Here is a 709-nt window from a genome sequence, read left to right as displayed (position 1 = left end):
TATAGTGAAGCTAGTCCGGGAAATGATTCTGCTGTTTCTTTATCTGCTGGAATGTTAATTAAGGTTACTACTGACAGTATTTTAACATTCGTAATGCTTTCCGATACTTTAGAATCAATGAACCCTATATCCGTGACTAACAGTAATATAAGTGTTGTCGAATTAGGGTCAACGGAACCAACAGGGACACTAAGCGCTGGATCATTTTCACTCGAACCTTTTCCTATAACAGTACCAATTACTACCTCTATACCTATGCCGTTAACAACAAATTTTATAAATGGTAATTCTATTTCTCTTACAAATGATTCATCTTCAATTACATTATCAGCAAATCATATATATTATATATCCTATGACATTACCTTGAGGACCCCTATTTTCTCCGAACAAAGTTCTAATTTAAACATAAAGACAAGATTTGTATTAAATGATCAATATATTATTGATGGATCCGATTTAAGACAATATAGTGAAGCTAGTCCGGGAAATGATTCTGCTGTTTCTTTATCTGCTGGAATGTTAATTAAGGTTACTACTGATAGTACTTTAACATTCGAAATTCTTTCCGATACCTTAGAATCAATGAACCCTATATTCATGGAGAACAGTAATATAAGCGTCGTCGCATTTGATTAAGTAGGTTCTGGTGTAAAAACTTTAGAGTTTTTGCACCAGAACCTACTATTTTTTTATTCCTTCTCCATAT

At 33.0% G+C, this 709-nt stretch carries 1 protein-coding gene; it reads left to right on the top strand.

All coding sequences use genetic code 11. The annotated features are described in order from the left end of the window. The coding region (locus CDB3_RS31715; RefSeq protein ID WP_179139719.1) for a hypothetical protein at positions 1 to 639 on the top strand (639 nt) is incomplete at its 5' end. Positions 640 to 709: the final 70 nt, after the last annotated feature.

The sequence above is a fragment of the Bacillus sp. CDB3 genome (assembly GCF_002081505.1).
GTDB classification, from domain to species: Bacteria; Bacillota; Bacilli; order Bacillales; family Bacillaceae_G; genus Bacillus_A; species Bacillus_A cereus_AT.
This window is presented reverse-complemented; position numbering and strand designations above follow the sequence as displayed.